This window comes from Pseudomonas serbica (assembly GCF_028823535.1).
Classification (GTDB): Bacteria; Pseudomonadota; Gammaproteobacteria; order Pseudomonadales; family Pseudomonadaceae; genus Aquipseudomonas; species Aquipseudomonas serbica.
The window spans coordinates 200,353-219,169 of the sequence record NZ_JAQIYM010000008.1; the positions used below are offsets into that span (position 1 = coordinate 200,353).

20 protein-coding genes and 1 pseudogene are annotated in these 18,817 nt (G+C 54.5%); 8 read left to right on the forward strand and 13 right to left on the reverse strand.

The window, feature by feature from the left end; translation table 11 throughout:
- Positions 1-234 precede the first annotated feature (234 nt).
- Positions 235-1,410 (forward strand): MFS transporter, encoded by a 1,176-nt coding sequence (locus tag NQL71_RS14985; protein WP_343228879.1) that lies wholly within the window; start codon positions 235-237, stop codon positions 1,408-1,410.
- An 86-nt stretch (positions 1,411-1,496) separates the two neighbouring features.
- Here the strand turns inward: NQL71_RS14985 and NQL71_RS14990 are convergent, their stop codons facing one another.
- From NQL71_RS14990 to NQL71_RS15000, 3 genes and pseudogenes are all read right to left on the reverse strand, one after another.
- Entirely contained in the window at positions 1,497-2,252 is a 756-nt protein-coding gene (locus NQL71_RS14990) for an SDR family oxidoreductase (RefSeq protein ID WP_274642910.1), read from the reverse strand.
- 35 nt (positions 2,253-2,287) lie between these two features.
- Positions 2,288-2,392: pseudogene (locus NQL71_RS14995) on the reverse strand (muconolactone Delta-isomerase family protein); the annotation flags it as partial.
- A 73-nt stretch (positions 2,393-2,465) separates the two neighbouring features.
- A complete protein-coding gene (locus tag NQL71_RS15000; RefSeq protein ID WP_077183530.1) occupies positions 2,466-2,849 on the reverse strand; it encodes a winged helix-turn-helix transcriptional regulator in 384 nt (127 codons plus the stop codon).
- A 93-nt stretch (positions 2,850-2,942) separates the two neighbouring features.
- Between NQL71_RS15000 and NQL71_RS15005 the strand changes: the two genes are divergently transcribed.
- Positions 2,943-4,070 carry an alkene reductase gene (locus NQL71_RS15005; RefSeq protein ID WP_274642911.1) on the forward strand — a complete coding sequence of 376 codons (1,128 nt, stop codon included), beginning with the start codon at positions 2,943-2,945 and terminating at the stop codon, positions 4,068-4,070.
- Between the two features lie 374 nt (positions 4,071-4,444).
- Here the strand turns inward: NQL71_RS15005 and NQL71_RS15010 are convergent, their stop codons facing one another.
- Entirely contained in the window at positions 4,445-5,626 is a 1,182-nt protein-coding gene (locus NQL71_RS15010) for an MFS transporter (RefSeq protein WP_274642912.1), read from the reverse strand.
- 118 nt (positions 5,627-5,744) lie between these two features.
- Between NQL71_RS15010 and NQL71_RS15015 the strand changes: the two genes are divergently transcribed.
- From NQL71_RS15015 to NQL71_RS36680, 3 genes are all read left to right on the forward strand, one after another.
- A complete protein-coding gene (locus tag NQL71_RS15015) occupies positions 5,745-5,918 on the forward strand; it encodes a hypothetical protein (protein ID WP_179092138.1) in 174 nt (57 codons plus the stop codon).
- Between the two features lie 141 nt (positions 5,919-6,059).
- Positions 6,060-6,338 (forward strand): muconolactone Delta-isomerase, encoded by a 279-nt coding sequence (locus NQL71_RS15020; RefSeq protein ID WP_274642913.1) that lies wholly within the window; start codon positions 6,060-6,062, stop codon positions 6,336-6,338.
- Between the two features lie 296 nt (positions 6,339-6,634).
- Positions 6,635-6,790: a c-type cytochrome gene (locus NQL71_RS36680; protein ID WP_343228877.1), complete on the forward strand. Its 156-nt coding sequence runs from the start codon at positions 6,635-6,637 to the stop codon at positions 6,788-6,790.
- A 274-nt stretch (positions 6,791-7,064) separates the two neighbouring features.
- On the opposite strand, the gene NQL71_RS15025 is transcribed toward NQL71_RS36680, so the two are convergent.
- The 5 genes from NQL71_RS15025 to NQL71_RS15045 are packed head-to-tail and all read right to left on the reverse strand — an operon-like array spanning position 7,065 to position 12,487.
- Positions 7,065-7,886 (reverse strand): HpcH/HpaI aldolase/citrate lyase family protein, encoded by an 822-nt coding sequence (locus tag NQL71_RS15025; RefSeq protein ID WP_274642914.1) that lies wholly within the window; start codon positions 7,884-7,886, stop codon positions 7,065-7,067.
- On the reverse strand, positions 7,883-9,088 hold the full coding sequence (locus NQL71_RS15030; protein WP_274642915.1) for a CaiB/BaiF CoA transferase family protein: 1,206 nt from the start codon (positions 9,086-9,088) through the stop codon (positions 7,883-7,885). Before NQL71_RS15030 ends, NQL71_RS15025 begins: the two co-directional genes overlap by 4 nt.
- Positions 9,089-9,094: 6 nt before the next feature.
- On the reverse strand, positions 9,095-10,447 hold the full coding sequence (locus tag NQL71_RS15035; protein ID WP_274642916.1) for an MmgE/PrpD family protein: 1,353 nt from the start codon (positions 10,445-10,447) through the stop codon (positions 9,095-9,097).
- A 12-nt stretch (positions 10,448-10,459) separates the two neighbouring features.
- Positions 10,460-11,620, reverse strand: coding sequence for an acyl-CoA dehydrogenase family protein (locus tag NQL71_RS15040; RefSeq protein WP_274642917.1), 1,161 nt, complete (start codon positions 11,618-11,620; stop codon positions 10,460-10,462).
- Positions 11,621-11,659: 39 nt separating this feature from the next.
- The gene (locus NQL71_RS15045; RefSeq protein ID WP_274642918.1) at positions 11,660-12,487 is read right to left on the reverse strand and encodes an HTD2 family dehydratase; all 828 of its coding nucleotides are present in this window, start codon (positions 12,485-12,487) and stop codon (positions 11,660-11,662) included.
- Positions 12,488-12,618: 131 nt separating this feature from the next.
- Here NQL71_RS15045 and NQL71_RS15050 point away from each other — a divergent pair, with 131 nt between their 5' ends.
- Complete coding sequence (locus NQL71_RS15050; protein WP_274642919.1) at positions 12,619-13,506, forward strand: LysR family transcriptional regulator; 888 nt, start codon at positions 12,619-12,621, stop codon at positions 13,504-13,506.
- 45 nt (positions 13,507-13,551) lie between these two features.
- On the opposite strand, the gene NQL71_RS15055 is transcribed toward NQL71_RS15050, so the two are convergent.
- Entirely contained in the window at positions 13,552-14,430 is an 879-nt protein-coding gene (locus NQL71_RS15055; RefSeq protein WP_274642920.1) for a LysR substrate-binding domain-containing protein, read from the reverse strand.
- A 163-nt stretch (positions 14,431-14,593) separates the two neighbouring features.
- Between NQL71_RS15055 and NQL71_RS15060 the strand changes: the two genes are divergently transcribed.
- Entirely contained in the window at positions 14,594-15,007 is a 414-nt protein-coding gene (locus NQL71_RS15060) for an ester cyclase (RefSeq protein WP_274642921.1), read from the forward strand.
- A gap of 90 nt (positions 15,008-15,097) precedes the next feature.
- A complete protein-coding gene (locus NQL71_RS15065; RefSeq protein ID WP_274642922.1) occupies positions 15,098-15,358 on the forward strand; it encodes a DUF2790 domain-containing protein in 261 nt (86 codons plus the stop codon).
- Between the two features lie 188 nt (positions 15,359-15,546).
- On the opposite strand, the gene NQL71_RS15070 is transcribed toward NQL71_RS15065, so the two are convergent.
- The 3 genes from NQL71_RS15070 to NQL71_RS15080 all read right to left on the reverse strand — a co-directional run bounded on the left by NQL71_RS15070 (position 15,547) and on the right by NQL71_RS15080 (position 18,745).
- Complete coding sequence (locus tag NQL71_RS15070; protein WP_274642923.1) at positions 15,547-16,851, reverse strand: MFS transporter; 1,305 nt, start codon at positions 16,849-16,851, stop codon at positions 15,547-15,549.
- Positions 16,852-17,112: 261 nt separating this feature from the next.
- Entirely contained in the window at positions 17,113-17,679 is a 567-nt protein-coding gene (locus NQL71_RS15075; protein WP_274642924.1) for a 2,4'-dihydroxyacetophenone dioxygenase family protein, read from the reverse strand.
- Positions 17,680-17,857: 178 nt separating this feature from the next.
- Positions 17,858-18,745 carry a LysR family transcriptional regulator gene (locus NQL71_RS15080; RefSeq protein ID WP_274642925.1) on the reverse strand — a complete coding sequence of 296 codons (888 nt, stop codon included), beginning with the start codon at positions 18,743-18,745 and terminating at the stop codon, positions 17,858-17,860.
- Positions 18,746-18,817 lie beyond the last annotated feature (72 nt).

Consider the following 18,817-nt stretch of genomic DNA (forward strand, 5'->3'; position numbering starts at 1 on the left):
GGCCGTCCAGGCGGTGATGAGTTCGTGGTGTCCTGCGTTGAAAACCGAGCCAGTACACGGTAAAGGATGTGCATTTTTACGGACGGTATCCGCACTTTTTCGGGCTAGCGAGCGAGCCCGCCTTGCGACAAGAATGCGGCATCGAATGCCCGATCACTCTTTTTATGCCCTTCGAGTATGTCAGTGACAGACCCGCACCCAAAACCAACAGTCGCTGTTTCCGTTTTATTGGCCATCGCACAGATTATGGTCTGGGGCGGTTCATTCTTTTTAATGGCGATGCTGGCAGGGCCGGTGGTCAAGGACACGGGCTGGTCGCAGCAATGGGTGTACGGTTCACTTTCGCTAGGGATTCTGATCTCAGGGCTGCTGGCGCCGATGGTCGGCCGCGGGGTCGCCAGGGCCGGTGGTCGACTGATCCTCGCAAGTAGTGGCCTCATCATCGCGCTGGGCCTGGTCTTGCTCGCCAGCGCACCCAACCTGCCCTGTTTTGTTCTCGCCTGGGTGGTGATCGGTGTCGGAATGGCTGTCGGACTCTACGACCCTTTGTTTGCCGCTCTGGGCCAACTCTATGGAGAAAACGCTCGCAGCGCGATCACCCGGATCACGCTGATTTCAGGGTTCTGTACCACCATAGTCTGGCCGCTGATTGCCATCCTCATCGAGCGCTTCGGCTGGCGTGAAACCTGTTTGGTGTACAGCACCGGACTTGCGCTGCTGGTACTGCCGATCTACCTGTGTGTGTTTCCCAAACACGTCTGCGCAACACAAACAACAACGGCTCACCCACGCATCGAACAAGCTCTATCGAACGTGGCGCTTGAAAGGATGTTCAAGCTAATGACGGCGGGCTTCATCCTGGCCTCCGTGATCATGACCGCGATTTCGGTACAACTGATCGCCGTGTTACAAGCGCAAGGCATCTCGCTCGCTGCAGCCCTGGGTATTGCCGCACTGCTCGGACCCAGCCAAGTGGGTGCCCGCGCTATCGATATATTCATCGGCAGGCAAACTCACCCGATCTGGAGCGCATTAGCCTCTTCGGTTCTCGTCGCGCTTGGTCTGGGGTGCGTGATCATTTCACCCACGATGGCAGCATTGGGCATCGTGCTTTACGGCGCTGGCAGTGGCATTCGTTCCATCGTTCGCGGCACCTTGCCCCTGGCGCTGTTCGGTACACGTATCTACCCGATCATACTGGGCCGAATTGCTCGTCTCACATTGATTGCGCAAGCATTGACACCTTTGGCTGGGGGGTACTTGCAGGAGCGCTACGGTGCAACGGTGACCATGATGGTCCTCGGTGGCCTCGCGCTAATCAATGTTGTTCTCGTGCTGATGTTGTTGATTGAGGTTCGCAAAGTGCCGAAGCCAAACGAAACCAGCGCTGCGAAGACAGCGCCTGATTGACGGGTGACGTGGTCCATGGGGTTGCCAACTTCGCAACCCCTTAAACTTTGATGACGCACTCTTGGGAAGCGCGATCATCATCCCACTTATATCCCTTGGCCTCCGGACACTTCAATGCGCTGAGCGTTAACCCAGCGATTGTCCTCCGACAACAAACTCGCGATCATCGGTCCAATATCGTCCGGTAGCCCGGTGCGGCCGAGCGCGGTCATATCCGCGAACAATTTGTTGACCTCAGAATTGTCGCGGACGGCGCCGCCGCCAAAGTCAGTTTCGATTGCGCCCGGCGCCACTGTGTTGACCGCGATACCACGGCCACCCAACTCCTTGGCCATGTACACCGAAAGTACCTCGACCGCCCCCTTGACGGCTGCATAAGCGGCATAGCCTGGAAAGGAAATCCGCGTTAACCCGGAGGATAGGTTAATGATACGGCCGCCATTGGCGATCAATGGCAGCAGCGTCTGAGTCAAAAAGAAAACACCCTTGAAATGGACGTTGACCAGCCCGTCGAACTGCTCCTCACTGGTCTGTTCGATCAGAGCATAATCACCGTGACCAGCGTTATTCACCAGATGATCGAATGTTTCGCGCTGCCAGATCTCGCGTAATGCCTTCTGAAGCTGCTCAGCGAATGGCGCGAAACCAGCAATTTTTCCTGTATCGAGTTGCAAGGCGATCGCCTTGCGCCCCAAGGCCTTGATTTCTGCGACGACAGCCTCAGCGTCTTCACCACGGCTCTGATAAGTAACAATGACGTCACTGCCGTGGCGAGCGATGCTCAGTGCAGTGTTTCGGCCGAGCCCCCGGCTTGCACCGGTAACAATGGCAATCTTGGTCATGATGGATCCTCATCGTGCTACCACTTCCCTTGCTACTGCGGGCGCTGGGCCAAGGCCATCTCATCGGCCTTGAGCTGGGCGGCGCGTTCTGGGTTCATGTCGACTGGCAAACTCACGGTCATTTTCACATGGAACAGCATGATGCTCTCCTCAGGTTTGATGAACGGTAGGTCTCTAGCTGCTTTCTCCATTTAGAACGATATTTGACTCGCACTAGCGCTGGTCATCAAGCGAACGCACGACCGCGTCGCACGACATCAGTCGATGGGTGTCCCCCAGTTCTTGCGCATGTTGCTGGCCCCAATCCTGAAGCGACGAAATCAGCGGTTGAAGACTCAATCCCAATGGCGTCAATGAGTAATCGACGCGTTGCGGCTCTTCAAGAGAAGTTTTTCGCGAAACAATACCGTGTTCTTCTAGCGCCTTGAGCTGCTGAATCAGGACTTTCTGCGAGATGCCGGTAATTTGAGCCTCTATCTCGCACGTTCGCTTGGGACCCTCCAGCAATACATGGATGATGACTGCTTTCCAGCGTCCTGAAATGATTCCAAGGGTTCGTTCGATGGGTAGCCGGGGAAGCAATTTTGTAAGGGTCATAGGGCGATTTAATCTTGCATACCAAAGGGTGTGTAGATAGGAGAATAAGCGCTGACTAATCTGGTTCTCCAGTCCACTTTGGAGATAATTCAGATGTCCTCCTTGTTCAAGGTTTATGCACTAGGTACCCGCAAACTGAAAAACCGCGTCGTCATGGCCCCGATGACCAGATCGCGCACCTCCAGCGGAGACGTCCCCAATGCGCTGATGGCGGACTATTATGCGCAACGAGCGAGCGCTGGCCTGATCATTACGGAAGCTACCGATGTCTCGGCGTTTAGCAAGGGCTATGCTTGCACTCCTGGCATTTATACAGCGGAGCAGACCCAAGGTTGGCGCCTGGTTACCGACCGAGTCCACCTGCGCGGCGGAACGATTTTTCTGCAAATCTGGCATGTCGGCAGAATGGCCCATCACACAATGCTACCTAACGGAGAGGCACCACGTGGTGCGACCGATGAGAGGGCAGCACAATCCGAAGTATTTATCTACGACAGTACCGGCAAGGCGGTTTTCGTTCCCGCGGATACTCCGCGCAAGATTGAGACCGACGAGGTCGCAGGCCTGCTCGATGAGTTCACCCTCGCCTTCAGGAACGCAAAGGCTGCCGAGTTTGATGGAGTGGAAATTCACGGGGCCAATGGTTATCTCTTCGATCAGTTCATGAACTCGACCCTTAACACGCGCACTGATGAGTTCGGGTGGCAGACACCGCAAACACGCACGCGTCTGCTGCTGGATGTGGTCGATATAGCGATTCGGGAACTAGGGGCCGGCAAGGTCGGCGTTCGCGTCTCCCCCTTCGGAAAATTCAATAGCATGCCGTCTGATCCATTCGTTGAAGAAACATTGCTGTACCTGTGCAGCGAGTTGAATCGCCGTGAGATTGCCTATCTGCATGTCGTTTACCAACCGCTACCTGCGGGCAACACGGTGGACAGTGAGTTTAACGAAATCAATCTCAGTGACGACTTGGTGCGCGAGGTGCGCGAAGCCTTTCAGGGAACATTGATCTGGTGTGGAGGATTTGATAAACACGCGGCTCAGGCGGCATTGGATGACGGCTGGGCAGACCTGATAGCTTTCGGCAGACCTTTCATTGCCAATCCTGATTTGGTGGATCGCATGTCAAACAATTGGCCGCTCGCTGAAGCTCATCATGACACCTTCTATACACGCGACGGTGAGAAGGGCTATACCGACTTTCCATATTTCGAATAAGTCGTTACGCGTCCACCAAATCAGACCTTGCATGAATAACCGAGCAATCTCTCAGCCAATGAACGTCGCAGCGAGACAATGAAGACCAAAAGCGGTTTCACCCATTCTGGGTTCAGGGTGAACAAACATTGAATACTTTCAATGCTGGGATTTTTTTGGATTGATTGCGCAGGCAGAGACCACAGCTTTCGCATCCCCGGGTGAATCTAGGGAGCTTGGGCAAGGTAACGAGCAAAGTTATAAATCACTGCTTTGGTTCAGTCGGTGTTAGATCACAGAGAAGAAGGTTTAAACCTTATCCAGGACGGGACAGGTTGAATAAAAAAGGCGGGAGTTGCCTCCCGCTTTTTTTTGTGGAAATGAACATCACTCGATCAAGCGACCTTCGCAGACTTTGCCAAGCTGCCCAGGGCCAGCAGAGCACTGCTGGCAATAAAACAAGCCAAGGCAGTCACTCCCATTTCCAAACCAAAAAATTCAATGAGGAAACCCGTGGCTACTGGAATGATGCCTGCTGGTATGTAACCGCCGATATTGAATATCGCATTCGCCTCAGCTCGACGATTGGCCGACACATTATCGGCAATCAGCGTCAACCCGCCCAATTGCCCCAGACCTTGACCCGCTCCGGCAAACAAAGCGCCTACCAGAAGCCACGCCGCAGAGCCAAAGTGCAGTGCAAACCACAGACCCAGCATGCTTGAAATCGTCGAGAGCCCGCTGAGCAAAAACATCTTTTTAACGCTGAATGGCTTCATCGCAAATTGCACGAACACCGCGGTAAGAAACATGAAAAACGCCATCACACCGCTCAGGAGGGGTTGATTGGTATGTAAAAATGTCGCGAGCATCTTCGGTCCCAACGAAAGCACAAAAGACGTAGCTGTGATCCCGGGCCCGAAAAAGGTCACGCCCAGCAAGACAATGCCGATGCTCTGCTTTGGTATAGAGGGAAGCTTGGGACGGAACGTTCCTGCACCCAACTTGCGATGGGGTTGGCGAAGAACGGCGACCAGCGCGAGCAACAACAGCAGGATTTCAGTGTTGAAGACCAGGCGAATCGGATCAGCGCAGTAGTGGGCTATTACCCCCGCTAGCAAAGGTCCCGAGCCCGCACCTGCGACCATGGCAACAGAGGCCATTAACGACGCGAAATGCTTACGATGGGAAGAGGTCTGTTCAACTACATTGGCCATACCCGCAGAGACAACGATACCCACTGATACGCCTGTCAGGAAGCGCGCAAGCATCAGGACGAAGACGCTTTGAGCCGCCTCAAATAACATTGCGGCTGCGAGGGCTATCACAATGCATGGCAGCAACATTGCTTTGCGCCCATAGTGATCCGAAAGTTGACCAGCAACAATTAACGTCATTAACAACCCGAGAATGTAACATCCGAAAATAACAGTCAGTATTCCCGACGCAAACCCTAATTCATCCTGCCAAATTCCATATAACGGTGTTGCAGCATTGGAAAGTATAAATATTGCCGTGATTACCCAAGCGGCCCGCATAACGCCCAGCGTGTTGTCAGCTTTCACTTCGATACTCATCGGTAACACTCCGCATAAATTCCCGTAGTGCAGGCAGCATAAACAGTGCTCTTTGATTTACATATGCCCACGAGCGCGGAGTTCATGTGCAAATTTTCACAAGCGTTGAGCGTTGATAATGAACCTCAGCGACGCCAAGCGAGTGGATCTGCTAAATGATTTCCCAAAGAAAAACCCCGGCAATAATGTCGCGATTGTGGTTTCAGATGCTTATCCCCGCCCGTTTCCAGGCTCTTTTTCGTTCCGTTACCTCACTAACGATTGGTTTTTTCTCAATCTTCCAACGCCATAAAATCAGTTGAACCATCCTCTACTTTCTTCTGTAATGAAATCCACCCTGCCCACCTCGTCTGCCGCGGAACGACGATAAAGGTTGACCGGTTTGTAAACAAATGCTGATCGGCGTACATGCGCCCTCAGACAGGAGATACCTATGCTGTTTCATGTATACATCCAGATCAACATTCCGCATGACGCGGATCAGGAAACGATTCGAAACCTCAGCGCCTTAGAGGTCAAGCAAGCGCAAGAATTACAGCACCAAGGGAAGTGGCTACATCTATGGCGTGTGGCTGGAAAGTGGGCAAACGTAAGTGTTTTCGATGTCGACAGTATCGACGAGCTTCACGCAATCCTGAGCGCTTTGCCGTTGTTCCCATTCATGGCGCTCGAAATAACACCGTTGTGCAAGCACCCGGCGGCAATAAGATGACGGCTGAAATACCACTCAAGTTCCTGTGTTCAAGTGGTGTGTAGTCCGAATTCACTGCTGCCCTGCACTGGTAGCGTTGGATGCTGAATCCTCGCGGTTTAGTGTGACCCACGCACAACCGTCTGGAAAAAGCTTTCCTGGGCATTCTTGCAGAGGGCATAAGCAGCCGTGCCGAATTTCCAGCTAAAGCGCACATCCGCAGAGTAGACCTTGTCAACGCCAGATAAGGAATACTTGCGCCTGCATTCGCAGTCACCGACTGTACGCTTGCCAATACCGGCGAATACCTGGCGAGTGTGCTGGAGCCGGATCCATCTTCGTTGATCAACGTCACCCTTAAAGGCCCCCCCCCCTTCTCCATGCCCGGTTTTCGCACCGTGCTGAACGACCAGGACGTGGCCGACGTGGTTACTTATCTGCGCTCCGCGTGGCACAAGGTGGGTTCGGTTTGAAGGCTTGCCACGCGTCGAGTCGCTCCTGCAACACCAACGTCAGCACCTGTTCAAGCAATTCCCATTTGCTGGGAAAATGGTAGTAAATGTGCGCATGGACATGGTGCTGTAGCCTTGTTCGAGCATTTGCCAAGTCGCACAACGCCGGCCGTTCTTTAAGGCGCGAGTTCATGCGTCACCGCCCATGCCCACTTGCTATGCATAGGCAAGCAACTTGCTCAATCAGAGAAGCACTTTGCGCAAGATCGTTCGGCATTTGAAGCAAAATTTCCGATTAGTTTGCATGAGCCAGTACCTGACGAGCGCGCTGCAGCACGGGCGCATCAACCATCTGTCCATCGAAACGAAACGCACCCCCTTCCTTTTCAGCCGCAGCAAGGACGTTGCGAGCCCACTCGACCTCATGCGCCGCAGGGGCGTACACCGTTGCGACCACTGTCAGCTGAGCAGGATGTATGCACAGCAAACCATCAAACCCCATACCCCGTGCGCGATGTGCTGCCAGAGACAACCCGTGCAAATCACTGATATTGGCAAACACGGTGTCGATCGGCGGCGCCAGGCCCGCGCTCACGCTGTGCAACAGCAGCTGAAAACGAGCCTGATCCATGATCGTTGCGCTTTCTTCAGCGCCCTTCATACCCAAGTCCAGAGCCAGGTCCAGGCCCCCGAAACTCAAGCGCTCAACACCTTTGGCCGTTGCGATGCTCTGCAGCGCAAGCAGGCCCCTGGCACTTTCAATCAGCGGCCATACGGGTTTGCCACAACGCAGGAGTGCCTCGACCTGAGCAACCGACTCGGCTTTGGGTAAGATCACGCCGATAACACCTGAGTGCGCCGCGCAGAAGTCAATATCGGCGGCGTGCTCACAATGATCGGGCGCATTAATGCGCACCATGACTTGCGCTTTCGGATGACTACGCAGAAACGCTGCCAGATTGTGGCGAGCCTGTTGTTTGAGAGACTCCTCAACGGCGTCTTCAAAATCGACAATTACCCGGTCTGCGCCATAAGCCAGCGCCTTTGAAAACCGGTCCGGTCGACTCCCTGGAACAAACAACGCAGTGATCACCGACGGTAAGTTTCGTCCACTCATATCACTGCCCCCCGCTTCATTTGCGCAATAGATTCGGCCGTATAACCGAGCTCTTCAAGAATGGCTTCACTGTGCTCGCCCAGCGCGGGGACAGGGTCCATGCGAGGAGCGAACGCACTGTTGATGCCTGGAGGCAGCATTGCTGGAAGCAACCCTGCGGGGCTGTCAATCTGTACCCAGCGTTTGCGCGCTTTTAGTTGTGGATGGTTCCACAATCCGGCCATATCGTTGACGTTGGCGCTGGCAATCTGCGCGCGGTCCAGCCTCTCGACAATTTCCGCTGCCTTCAGATCGGCAAAGGTATCTACGATGATCTGCCGTAAAACCTTGCGATTGGCAGAGCGCTTGACGTTGGCGCAGAAACGCTCGTCGAGTTTCAGGCTCGGCATCAGCAACACGTGGTCGCAGAAAGTCGCCCATTCGCGTTCATTTTGCAGACCGAGCATCACCGCTCCCCCGTCACCGGCCGGGAACGGTCCGTAGGGATAAATGGTAGCGTGAGAGGCGCCGGCACGTGGTGGCGGCTGAGCACCGTCGTAGGCGTAATACATTGGAAAGCCCATCCATTCAGCAAGACTTTCAAGCATGCTGACATCGACCCGACTGCCAAGTCCGGTGCGTCCGCGCAATAGCAACGCGGACAATATGCCGCTATAGGCATACATACCGGCAGCGATGTCGGCGATCGAACACCCGGCCTTGGCCATCTCATTCTCGCCGGCACCACCGGTGACCGACAAGAAGCCGCTCTCGCTTTGAATCAACAAGTCATACGCTTTCTTGTCCGAGTAAGGCCCGCCCTCCCCGTAACCCGAGATGTCGCAGACGATAAGCCGCGGATACCGGACGCGCAGCGTTTCAAACGACAACCCCATTCGCGCAGCCGCGCCGGGTGCCAGGTTCTGCACCAGGACGTCGGCCTTGGCAAGTAAAGCGTCGAGTACACGGCTCGCCCCTTCTGCCTTGACGTCCAACGCGAGGCTTTCCTTCGAGCGATTGCTCCACACAAAATGGGACGCCAAGCCGTTGGTCCGGGTGTCATACCCGCGAGCGAAATCGCCAACCTCGGGTCGTTCTATTTTGATCACTCGCGCGCCCATATCCGCCAACTGGCGCGTACAAAATGGCGCTGCAATAGCGTGCTCGAGGCTGACAACCGTGATCCCGTCCAACGGACGCGTTGCGTTATTGTTCTGATTCATCAACGACTACTCCAACAGTGTCGACAGGTTGTCGGTGGACTGCAGCGCCCAGATACGTTCGATCAGCTGATTGATCTGGTCGGAGGTTCGTGCTTGAGAAAACCCCAGCAATCTACGAAATTTTTCTTCCAGTTCGAGGCGAGACAGCGTGTTACCCGGATCACCTTTAGGCTCATCGCATTTGCCGAGAAACACCCGGCCATCTGTTGTGGTGACTTGTACTCGACCGAGCCACTGCTGCGGGTAAGCGCGATCGACTTCCTGATCCAGTTCCATGCTGACGTTATTTGCAAAACTCGCGACATCCAGATCGGTCAGCGCCAGACGATCGAACTCGGTTAACCCTGCCTTTGCGTGAACGGCGATTAAACCCAAGACCGTTCCCATGGAAAATTTCGCCTGATGGACAGTCTTGGGCACTACTACGCGCCCCAGCACATCAATGGCCGCCTGATGGACGTGGGTGACCACCTTGGCAATGTTTTTATGGGTAAGCTCGTGTTCACGCATCACGTTCTGCAGTGCGTCAGCAGCAGGATGGGTGTGTCGACATGAGGCGTGGAATTTGAAAGAGGTCTCAAGCAATGCCCATCGGCTGCCCAAGCCATTCGACAATTTGCCTGGATCGGCATCACTGGACATTCCAGCAGCCAAGCCTTGATCGCCTTCCAGAATATTGCGCGCTCCGGTAAGCCCGTCTTGAGTTAAATAGGCCGCGAGCAAACCATCTGCGGCTGCCTTAGCCGTGTGCAGTTGCTTGGAGTCGGCGGCATCGCGCAAAAACTCCCAAAGCCCGGCCGCTTGAGTGCCGGCGGTACCCAGAAGATTTATAAATTGCTCTTGGTTGAATCCAAGCAACTTGCCCACCCCAACCGCCGACGCCAAGGTCCCGACAGTCGCTGTAGTGTGGAAAATACGATAATGCGAACGCCCCAGAAACTCACCAATGCGGATGCCTGCTTCATAGCCCGCAATCGACGCTAAAAGCAAGTCACGGCCCGACTTCCCATGCTCTTGCGCGGCGGCTAACACCGCCGGAAATACGACGGTTGCAGGGTGCAGTACCGAACTGTTGTGTAAATCGTCCTGCTCAACCAGATGCGACGAAGCGCCATTGACCAACGCCGCAAAGTACGCGGAAGTGCTGCGACCGTTGACGAGGATTATGGCCTTGCCTTGCGTCGGTCCCATTGTTTCTGCGTAACGTTCAAACAGCGGGATCGGGTGCGCGCCCTGGCTCGCAAACGCACTGCCGAGCCAGTCAAGAAACAGTTCCTCTGTGCGGCTCAACACGTTGTCGGGGATGTGGGAATAATTAAGATCAGCGAGAAAATTCGCTAATTGTTGTGTATGGCTCATGGGCTGACTCCCTTAAAAACTGCGAGGCAGCTCGAGCAAGTGCTCGGCTACGTACGACAAGATCAAGTTGGTGGAAATCGGGGCGACCTGATAAAGGCGTGTTTCGCGGAACTTGCGTTCAACGTCATACTCACAGGCAAAACCGAAGCCTCCGTGGGTCTGTAAGCAGGCATTGGCGGCTTCCCAAGAAGCTTTTGCAGCGAGGTACTTGGCCATGTTGGCACTGGCACCGGCGTTAATGCCGCTGTCGTACTCTTCACAAGCACGCCAGCGCATGAGATCGGCCGCTTCGATTTCGATATGCGCTTCGGCAATTGGAAACTGGACACCTTGGTTTTGTCCGATCGGGCGCCCAAAAACGACGCGATCCCGGGCATAGGCACTGGCTTTTTCAATAAACCAGCGGCCGTCACCAATGCACTCTGCGGCGATCAACGTCCGTTCGGCATTCAGGCCGTCAAGGATGTACCTGAATCCTTTTCCCTCCTCCCCAATCAAGCTGTCGAGCGGCAATTCCAGATTGTCAAAAAACAACTCATTGGTTTCATGATTGACCATGTTTGCAATCGGCTGGACAGTCAGGCCGTTTCCGATGGCTTCGCGCAGATCGACCAGGAAGATCGACATGCCTTCTGACTTCTTTTTCACTTCCGCCAGGGGCGTGGTCCGCGCTAGCAGGATCATCAGGTCGGAATGCTGGATGCGCGAGATCCAGACTTTCTGCCCATTGATTACATACTTGTCGCCCTTGCGAACGGCCGTCGTTTTGATCTTCGTGGTGTCTGTCCCCGTAGAGGGCTCAGTGACCCCCATGGATTGCAGCCGCAGTTCACCTGCAGCGATTTTGGGGAGGTAGTAACTTTTCTGCTCTTCGCTACCGTGACGCAGGAGCGTAAACATGTTGTACATCTGCCCGTGCACGGTGCCGGAGTTACCGCCACAACGGTTGACCTCCTCGAGAATCACCGAGGCTTCGGCCAACCCCAGGCCAGATCCGCCATATTCCAAAGGAATCATTGCGGCCAACCATCCGGCGGCAGTCAGTGCTTTGACAAACGCTTCCGGGAAGCCCTTGCGCTCATCGACCTCACGCCAGTAAGCGCCGTCGAACTCCGCGCACAATGCCTGTACACCTTCCCGAATTGCGTTGAGTTCTTCATTTTTGTTTTGCATTGCAATCACTCTCAAATGCCAGCAAGTGTGTTGGCTCACTCAGTCAAAAATCAGATCCGCGACCTGCGCGATCCCGCTTTCATTGCTCGCCCATAAATGCGCGTGGTTGGATTCAACTAGTGTTCCTCCAACTTCAAAGAGTTGGGGAGCGATCAATGGGCGTACGCCACGAAAGCTGAAGGTGCGCAGTTGTGCAGTGGGGTGGGCGCGTAAAAATGCATGCAGATTCAGTGTGGCTATGAGTGGGCCATGGACGACTTTTTCGGGATAGCCTTCAACGTCCACGACATAGGGAACGTCGTAATGAATACGGTGCGCGTTAAACGTGATGGCCGAATAACGGAACAACAGTACGGCGGTAGGAGAAACGGATTCATTCCACTGGGCTGCCGGCACTGCATTGCCGGGTGCCAGATTCGGTGCGCTGGCCTCGCGATACACAATGTCCTGTTCTTCGCGAATGCACAGGTGTCCGTTTTGGAAAAACTCGTGCCTTACCGTCACGAACAACAACTGGCCGCTGCGCCCGACTTTTTCTTCGATATGCGTGACGGTCGAGAGGCGGGACGCCTCAATACCGGCAAGTAGCGATTGAAAGAATTCGACGCGGCTGCCGGCCCACATTCGATTGCGATTGTCGGCAGGAGGCAGGAAACCGCCGCGGGCTGGATGTCCGTCTGCCCCCAGGCCAGACTCGGCCACGGGGTCCTGAAAAAAGCACCAGTGCCACAACGCTGGAAGCGGCGCGCCGGGCATTATCGGCTGCGCACCAAAAGTTGCCGCTACGCGCTTGAGCAGTCCTGATGCCAGATCATCCACCGCCCTTTCAGTCTTGCCAAGCCAAGCGCTGAGGTCCTGATTACTCATGAAATGTGCGTCCTCGATTATTCGGTCGAAGCCGATAATGCGAGTGGCCTGGCGTTCTGTGAATCTGCTTTTATTTAACCCGGCGTTAATACAAAATTAACGCTTCAGCTGGTAGGAAAAGGGCTTTGCCGATGCACTTTGATTTGACCGATCTGCGGTTGTTCATACACATCGCAGAAGCCTCCAGTCTGACTCAGGGGGCGCGACGAGCCTTCATCTCGCCTGCCGCGGCAAGCGTGCGGATCAAAGCGCTGGAAGCGCAGTTGAACAGCCACTTGTTATATCGCGACAGCAAGGGTGTCGATCTGACGGACGCCGGGAAGAAGCTTTTGCAGCATGCGCGATTGATCATGCGTCAGGTCGGTTACTTGAAAACCGAGTTCGCCGAATTCGGCACCGATTCTTCCGGACACATTCGCATTTTCGCCAATACAACTGCTGTCACTGAGTTTCTTCCGGAACTGCTGGCAGGATTCCTCGCTGCACGCCCTGGTGTGACGGTTGATTTACGGGAGCGCCTATCGCGCGACATCATCCGAGGGGTGCTTGATGGCTCAACGGATATCGGCATCATTGCCGGCCCTGTTGCGGCGAAAAAACTTCAAGTGTTGCACTTCAGTACAGACCGACTGGTGCTTGTGGTACCTAAAGAGCACGAACTGACACAGCGCAAACACATAAAATTGCGTGACACTGTGGCGTTCCATCACGTCGGCTTGCAAGAAGGCAGCACGCTCCAGGCGTTTGTCCGTGACCAGGCCGAGTTGTTGGGTGAAACCCTGGTATGGCGAATTCAGTTGTCGAGCTTCGAGGCCGTTTGCCGAATGGTTGAGGCTGGTGTCGGCATTGGTGTCATACCGGAGTCGGCCGCCATCCGTAACAGTAAAACCATGAATCTGGCCATTTTATCGTTGGACGAGCCTTGGGTCGTTCGCGAACGCAGCATCCTGGTTCGTGACATAGAAGCCTTGCCCGGCTGCGTGAAGGCGTTGATCGCGCTATTGCAAGATCAGCATTGAAGGCGCCCTTCGCAGACGCGATCAAGAAGGATGAAACCTGGAATGTCAGGTCAGGCTAGTGCCGGACATAAGCCCCTCAGTCAGTAACGACACCAATGGCTGGACTAAATGCTGAGTGCGAACATCATCGCCGATCACCGCCACTTCAGTGGTGGGCAGCGTTGGCAGTTTTTCCGAAGGCTCGATAATTCTCATGCCTTCCTGCAGAAATGAAGTGCCAAGGGCGGTGATACCCAACCCGCCTGCTACGGCTGCTTGAACTCCAATCAGATTGCTGGCTAGACAGGCCGAAGTCCACTCGCGCCTTACTGAAGCCATCGCCTCGATCATGATCGCGCGGTACGCGCATGGAGGTCGCATCATCACCAGGCGCACCGGCCGCGATGCTTCAATTTCATAATCCTTTGCGGCAATCCAGACCAGTGGTTCACGCCAGATGATTCTGCCTCGCTGGGCCGTGGCGCTGATCTTGCGTTTAGCGATCACCACATCCAGCAGTCCTGCCTCGTGGTCCGCCAACAAGTCGTTGCTGAGGCCCGTGGTGAGTTCCAGCTGAATATCCGGATAGAGCTTGCTGAACCGTGAGAGCAGTCGTGGCAACTGGGTAGGCACCAGGTTCTCGGAGATGCCGAGACGCAGGACATTCACCCCCTCTGGCTCCCTGATTTCACGGACGAAATTGTCAAAGTGCACCATCATTTTGCGTGCGCCAACCAGAAGACGTTCGCCCTCCGGGGTCAGGGTCAATGCACGACTGGTGCGCTCGAAAACGCGCATGCCAAGTACTTCTTCCAATCGGATGATTTTCTGACTCACCGCTGATTGCGATCGTGCAATCACCTCGGCCGCCGCCGTGAAGCTTCCCGTTTCTGCGACTGCGATAAACGCCCGAAGCAAATCGATATCAACGTCGCCCGCTTGCATGATGAATTCGCCTATCAACTAGATGCCATTAACTTTATGCGTTTGAATTATAGATAGCAAACTCCGAACATCGTACTTGTGATCATCCCTTAGGGACGTTTCACCCATTAATCCGGCGTCACCACTGAATGGGACGCCGAGCCCAAATTCCAGGAGATAGAAAATGCCTGACAATAAAGCTGTAGAAATTGTTGAAAGCTTCTGGCGCGAAGTCTGGCAGGCGAAAGATCCGCAGGCCGCTGCGCGCTTTGTTGCTGAAGACTTTGTCATTACCTCTGGCGGGGTCGATGTCGTCGGCCGTGAGGCCTTTATTGAGTGGATCGGAGTCTTTCTGTCGAAGATCGAAGACTTCACATTTGGCAGTATCGAGACGTTCCAGAACAACGAAGGTACTCGCGTGGCCTCACGGTGGAAACTCACCGGCAAGAACAAGGGCTTCATAGGGGCTCGCTCGTGTAGCACACCTTTCGAAATGCTCGGCACTGCAGTTTGGGAAGTACGTTCAGACGGTCTGCTGGCGCACAACTGGGTAGAGCGCAATGCGCTTGAGGTTCATCGCGACGTTATCGGTCTCTAAGGTCGAATCGCCGCTTCAACACCCGACTTACCTCCCTCGGTTTCGTCCACGCAACGTACGGAGGGAGTCTCGATCAACGAGGTTATTGCAATGAAAAACCTGCTTCCATTGGCAGTTCTGGTGTTCTGTTCCACAGTCATGGCGGATCAGTCAACAGATGAACGCCATGTAGAAATTGAATCGTATCGCTATGCAATGTCCCTGGACATCGCCAGTGTGATTTCGATTACGACCCCGGCGGATAAGTGCAATGCAGCCCCCGTCACCATGATCTACCGCGACTCCAGAGGACACATCAAAGGGCTTGAATACCTTTCGATGTCAACAGATTGCGACGCCATCGGCGGTTAACGGCCACCCCCGCGCATCAAACGACCACTGCTCCTTACGCCTCACCGCTTGCATTATAAAAACAAGAGCAAGCCCCTCTCCGCCCCTGCGAGTACAAACGAAATAGTTAAATCGCCGAGTAATCACTCGACGAATTATCTAACGAATCACATCGCGAGCAGGCAATGTCACACACTATTTTCTTCGCTTTATGCGGCAGGTACTCGCGCATCCAGCACAGGTTCCAGGCGAGGAGTTCGTACCATCAAGGTCATGATCAATATTCCGATCAACAACAGTCCGGTAACGGCGAACAACCCGTTCGCAAAACTGCCCGTAGCCGTCTTGATCGCGCCCATCATGTAAGGCCCGACAAAACCACCCAGCATCCCGATCGTGTTCACATAAGCGATCCCCCCGGCGGTGGCGCCGGCCGGCAGATAGCTCATTGGCATTGCGAGGATGATCGGCATTGCAGAGAACACACCGAGCGCTGCCAGTGTCAGCCCGAAAATACTCAGGCCAAAATGGCCCTGAACAAATGGCAACATCCCAAAACCTACCGCCGCCAGCAATGAACACGCAGAAATATGAATACGCCGCTCGAGTCGCAGATCGGAATGTCGTGAGATCAGGATCATTCCGATCGTGGTGATGGAGTAAGGCACGACAGCCCACATGCCGATCTGCGTCGCGGTGGTCAAGCCTGCTTCACGCAACATCATAGGCATCCAGAAGTTGACGGCGTTGTGACCACAAACGATGGTGAACCAGGTCAACGCGATCAAGTGGATCGAAGGTTCTCGCAGAGCGGCCAGGAAACCTTTATCGACTGCCGGCTGGAAACTCGCCAAATGCTGTATTACTTTGACCTTTTCCTCGGGCCTGAGCCACTTGCAGGTACTCGGGCCATCGGAGAGCAACGCCAGTGCGATGAGGCCCAGCACGATGGATGGAACCCCTTCTATGACAAACAGCCATTGCCAGCCTTGCAGCCCGGCAATCCCATGGAACGCATCCAGAATACCCCCTGACAACGGCGCCCCTGCAACGCCAGCGATAGCTGAACCGCAGAGAAAAATCGCGGCCATTTGAGCCCGTCGGGCCGGTGGAAACCAGAACGTCAAGTACAGCAATACCCCCGGAGCGAAGCCGGCCTCAAAAGCGCCGAGCAACAGGCGCATGAGATAGAACGAGGTGGGACTATGAACGAGCATGGTGCAACTCGACACAAAGCCCCAGCCGATCATGATTCGGGCGATAGTGACCCGGGCCCCCAAACGTTTCATCAACAAATTGCTGGGTATCTCACAGCACACGTAACCGAAGAAAAAGATACCCGCCCCCAGGCCGTAGACCGCGTCGGAGAAACTCAGGTCGGCTTTCATATGTAATGCGGCAAACCCGACGTTCACCCTGTCCAGATAGGCGAACACGTAACAGACGAACAGAAACGGCATGAGCCGCCAGGCAATTTTTCGGTAAACAGGATCGTTGTCATCGATGAACGCCATGGCGCCTTGAGCGACGGAGGATTGGAGTTGCATGGATCGAATCTCCTGCAAATATTGTTATTGGAAGTGCGCAAGAAAGATTTCGTCGCGTCAAACTCGGGGCCGCGCTTTTAATACCCTGCGACATGGTTTTCAAAAATTATTGCTCGCTGCGCAAGCAGGGTAAAATTCACGCAAGTTTGAAATGCTTGGTATCCGCGAACAATGCGAATTCGTAAATTCATTTAGAGTTCGCGGTGTACAGTTGATGCGTGTCAGGTATCAACGAATGAAACGATCGGCATAGTCAGCGCCTAACCCGACATTTTCATAATGCTGACGGGCACTTTCCAGTTTCGTATAAACATCTTCGTAATCCAGCGCCTTGCCGTAGGGATCTACATAGACATAGTTGCCGGTCACATGAAACAAGGTAATCATTTCGGTGACCTCTTCAGGGACTACCAGCGTATGGGTTTCTCCTGGTGGTTCAAACGCGTAGCTCCCTTCGGTGGCCACCCATTCGTGTTCGAGGTAATGCCAGTGGCCCCGTAAAGTAAACGCGTGCACCGGCCCACCATGGCGGTGACGGGACAGCACACCTGAGCGCCGCACCCGGGTGAGATTGACGAAGTAGCCGCCAGTCAGGCTCAGAATCAATGGCCGAAACCACACACCTTCAGCCTGGGGTACCCACTCACGTTCATCGCAGTCGAGATTAAGCGCACCCGCCAGCAAAAAGTCGGCTGGCATACCCGCCGGCTGGTCGAATTGATAGGGCACCTTGGATCGATCACCACGATGAGAAGTCATCACAGGCCTTGCCAAACTTTGTTCTTGTACAGTCATTTTTATTCAACCTCACGGTCAGAGATTCACCAGATTTCGCTATCGCTATCGCTATCGCTATCGCTATCGCAGACACCATCAAGTCCGCAGCAAATGTGCAACTTGATAACTATTGAGCGCGCGCTCAATCAATACAGCTTAAACAACAGGGCAAGAAAAATTATCTTACTTAAAGGTGTTATGTAATCGTCCAGCACAGACCTTTGACGCGACTACTGAGAAATTCATTAAATACTTTGATTCGCGGGCTTAAATATTTGCGGTTTGCGTAGATCAGACTGACAGATTCTTTTGTGCCCGTATAAAAGTCGGACAACACAGGCACGAGGCGACCCTGACGAATATCCTCGCCAATATGAAATCCGGCCAACTTGACGACGCCCGCCCCTTGCAACGCCAGATCTCTAAGAAGATCCCCTTGGCTAAATGATGCGCGACTGCGGAAAGGCACCTTGATCAAGCGACCATTGTCGCGAAAAGTCCAGACGCTCCACTGACTGTCGAAACTGAACCCGAAGCATTGATGCTCCAGCAAGTCCTGCGGATGGAGCAGAGGCGCATGAATCGCCAGGTACTCGGGTGAAACGCACACAATCCATTCATTGTCATTCAGGCGTTGCGCCACGCGGGAAGAGTCAGGCAGGAACCCGCTGTGAATCGCCACATCCACGCCTTGCTCAAACAGATCGATGTATTGTGGCCCCAGCTGAATGTCCACATCAAGGAGCGGGTAAGTGGCGAGAAATTCAGGTAGCCACGGCATTATCTGATGCTTGGCGAACGTGGTCATCGTATGCACGCGCAGCATGCCACTGACCCTGGTGGGCAATCGCTCGGCCAGCGAGTCCGCCTCGCTCATGGCATCGACCACGGCCAGCGCACTTTTGAGGTACGCCACACCCTCCTCCGTCAGCAGCAGCGCCCGAGAACTTCGCACGAACAATCGCACCTGCAAGCGATCTTCCAGTCGTGAAATCAGCTTGCTGACGGCCGAGGGGGTCAGATGGCCGGCACGGGCCGCCGCGGAAAAACTGCCATGTTCGGCCGCTCGGATGAAGGCGAGCATTTGGGAATAGTTGTCCAGATCTCTCCTCCTTCTCTTATTAGTTTCGACCGCGGTGCAGGTGGCTGTGGGAGC

Excerpts from the sequence above, each read along its gene's own strand:
- NQL71_RS15065 (WP_274642922.1), top strand. The coding sequence starts at position 15,098 with ATGAAAAACCTGCTTCCATTGGCAGTTCTGGTGTTCTGTTCCACAGTC.
- NQL71_RS15060 (WP_274642921.1), top strand. The coding sequence starts at position 14,594 with ATGCCTGACAATAAAGCTGTAGAAATTGTTGAAAGCTTCTGGCGCGAA.
- NQL71_RS15080 (WP_274642925.1), bottom strand. The coding sequence starts at position 18,745 with ATGCTCGCCTTCATCCGAGCGGCCGAACATGGCAGTTTTTCCGCGGCG.
- NQL71_RS15050 (WP_274642919.1), top strand. The coding sequence starts at position 12,619 with ATGCACTTTGATTTGACCGATCTGCGGTTGTTCATACACATCGCAGAA.
- NQL71_RS15035 (WP_274642916.1), bottom strand. The coding sequence starts at position 10,447 with ATGAGCCATACACAACAATTAGCGAATTTTCTCGCTGATCTTAATTAT.
- NQL71_RS15075 (WP_274642924.1), bottom strand. The coding sequence starts at position 17,679 with ATGACTGTACAAGAACAAAGTTTGGCAAGGCCTGTGATGACTTCTCAT.
- NQL71_RS15070 (WP_274642923.1), bottom strand. The coding sequence starts at position 16,851 with ATGGCGTTCATCGATGACAACGATCCTGTTTACCGAAAAATTGCCTGG.
- NQL71_RS15045 (WP_274642918.1), bottom strand. The coding sequence starts at position 12,487 with ATGAGTAATCAGGACCTCAGCGCTTGGCTTGGCAAGACTGAAAGGGCG.
- NQL71_RS15010 (WP_274642912.1), bottom strand. The coding sequence starts at position 5,626 with ATGAGTATCGAAGTGAAAGCTGACAACACGCTGGGCGTTATGCGGGCC.
- NQL71_RS15000 (WP_077183530.1), bottom strand. The coding sequence starts at position 2,849 with ATGACCCTTACAAAATTGCTTCCCCGGCTACCCATCGAACGAACCCTT.
- NQL71_RS15005 (WP_274642911.1), top strand. The coding sequence starts at position 2,943 with ATGTCCTCCTTGTTCAAGGTTTATGCACTAGGTACCCGCAAACTGAAA.
- NQL71_RS15015 (WP_179092138.1), top strand. The coding sequence starts at position 5,745 with ATGAACCTCAGCGACGCCAAGCGAGTGGATCTGCTAAATGATTTCCCA.
- NQL71_RS15020 (WP_274642913.1), top strand. The coding sequence starts at position 6,060 with ATGCTGTTTCATGTATACATCCAGATCAACATTCCGCATGACGCGGAT.
- NQL71_RS15025 (WP_274642914.1), bottom strand. The coding sequence starts at position 7,886 with ATGAGTGGACGAAACTTACCGTCGGTGATCACTGCGTTGTTTGTTCCA.
- NQL71_RS15040 (WP_274642917.1), bottom strand. The coding sequence starts at position 11,620 with ATGCAAAACAAAAATGAAGAACTCAACGCAATTCGGGAAGGTGTACAG.
- NQL71_RS15030 (WP_274642915.1), bottom strand. The coding sequence starts at position 9,088 with ATGAATCAGAACAATAACGCAACGCGTCCGTTGGACGGGATCACGGTT.
- NQL71_RS15055 (WP_274642920.1), bottom strand. The coding sequence starts at position 14,430 with ATGCAAGCGGGCGACGTTGATATCGATTTGCTTCGGGCGTTTATCGCA.
- NQL71_RS14990 (WP_274642910.1), bottom strand. The coding sequence starts at position 2,252 with ATGACCAAGATTGCCATTGTTACCGGTGCAAGCCGGGGGCTCGGCCGA.